Genomic DNA, 1,450 nt, shown 5'->3' with positions numbered 1-1,450 from the left:
TGGGTCACGAGCACAGCAGCCTGGGCGTCGTGGAGCACGAACTGAATGCGCTCGGCGGGATAGCTGGGATCGAGCGGGACGTAGCAGCCGCCGGCCTTGAGGATGCCGAGCAGCGCGACGAGGAGATCGAGCGAGCGGTGGAGGCAGACGCCAACGCGGACCTCGCCCTGCGGGCACCCGCCGACGCCGAGGCTGCGCAGATGATGCGCCAGTTGATTGGCGCGGGCGTTCAGCTCCGCATACGTCAGGTGCGCATCCTCAAAGACCACGGCGACCGCATCGGGCGTGCGCTGTGCCTGCGCCTCGATCAGGTGATGCACACAGCTTTGCGGGTAGTCCGCCGCCGTCGCGTTCCAATCCACCAGCAGCGTATGGCGCTCAGCCTCCGTCAGGAGCGGCAGCGCGGTGATCGCTTGGTTGGGATCGGCCACGATGCCCGCCAGTAGCATCTGAAAATGCTCCGCCAGCCGTTCGATCGTCGCCGCGTCGAACAGCTCCGTGTGGTAGCCGATCTGCCCGCGCAGCCCGTCGGGCGTCTCGCTCAGGGTCAGCGTCAGATCGAACTTGGCCGTCTGGCTCTCCACGGCCAGCGGCTCGAAGGTCAGATCGGGCAGGGCGATCGTCGTGCGCGGCGTGTTCTGGAAGATGAACATCACCTGAAACAGCGGCGTGCGGCTCAGGTCGCGCTCCGGCTGCACCGCCTCGACCAGCAGCTCGAAGGGCACATCCTGATGGGCGTACGCCGCCAGACAGACCGCGCGCACCCGCTCGAGCAGCGCCGCAAAGCTCGGATTGCCCGCCAGATCGGTTCGCAGCACCAGCGTGTTGACGAAGAAGCCGATCAAGCTCTCAAGCTCAGGCCGCACGCGCCCGGCGATCGGCGTGCCGATCGCGATGTCGGTCTGCCCGCTGTAGCGGTAGAGCAAGGTCTGGAGCGCCGCCAGCAGCGTCATGTAGAGCGTCGTGCCCGCCTGCTGGCTCAGCCGATGCAGCTCGGAAGTCAGCGCGGCAGGCACCAGGAAGCCGGTGTGCGCGCCGCGATCGGAGGGCGTAGCTGGGCGGGGCCGATCGGTGGGCAGATCGAGCGGGGCGAGATCGGCAAGCTGCTGCCGCCAGTAATCGAGTTGTTGCTCCAACACCGCGCCCTGAAGCCAGGCGCGCTGCCAGACGGCGTAGTCGGCGTATTGCAGCGGCAGCGGGGTGCCCACCGGTCCCAGCGCCACCGGATCGTGCTGGACAAAGCCCTGGTAGAGCGCGCTCAGCTCACGCAGCAGCACGCTCTGCGACCAGCCATCGAAGATGCTGTGGTGAATCACCAGCACCAGGATATGGTCGTGTGGCCCCTGCCGATAGAGCGTCGCGCGCAGCAGCGGCCCTCGGCGCAGATCGAACGGCTGCTGGATCGCGGCGCGCACGATCTGGACGAAGACCGCCTGAGATTCAGCCTCCA

At 67.5% G+C, this 1,450-nt stretch carries 1 protein-coding gene; it reads right to left on the bottom strand.

The genetic code is table 11. The features are described 5' to 3' along the window. Positions 1-1,450: condensation domain-containing protein (locus tag VFZ66_03900; protein HEX6288305.1), on the bottom strand; the 1,450-nt coding region annotated here is incomplete at both ends.

It is taken from the genome of Herpetosiphonaceae bacterium (assembly GCA_036374795.1).
In the GTDB taxonomy this organism is placed as follows: domain Bacteria; phylum Chloroflexota; class Chloroflexia; order Chloroflexales; family Kallotenuaceae; genus LB3-1.
Note: the sequence above shows the minus strand (reverse complement) of the source record. Positions and strands in the feature narration are given on the sequence as shown.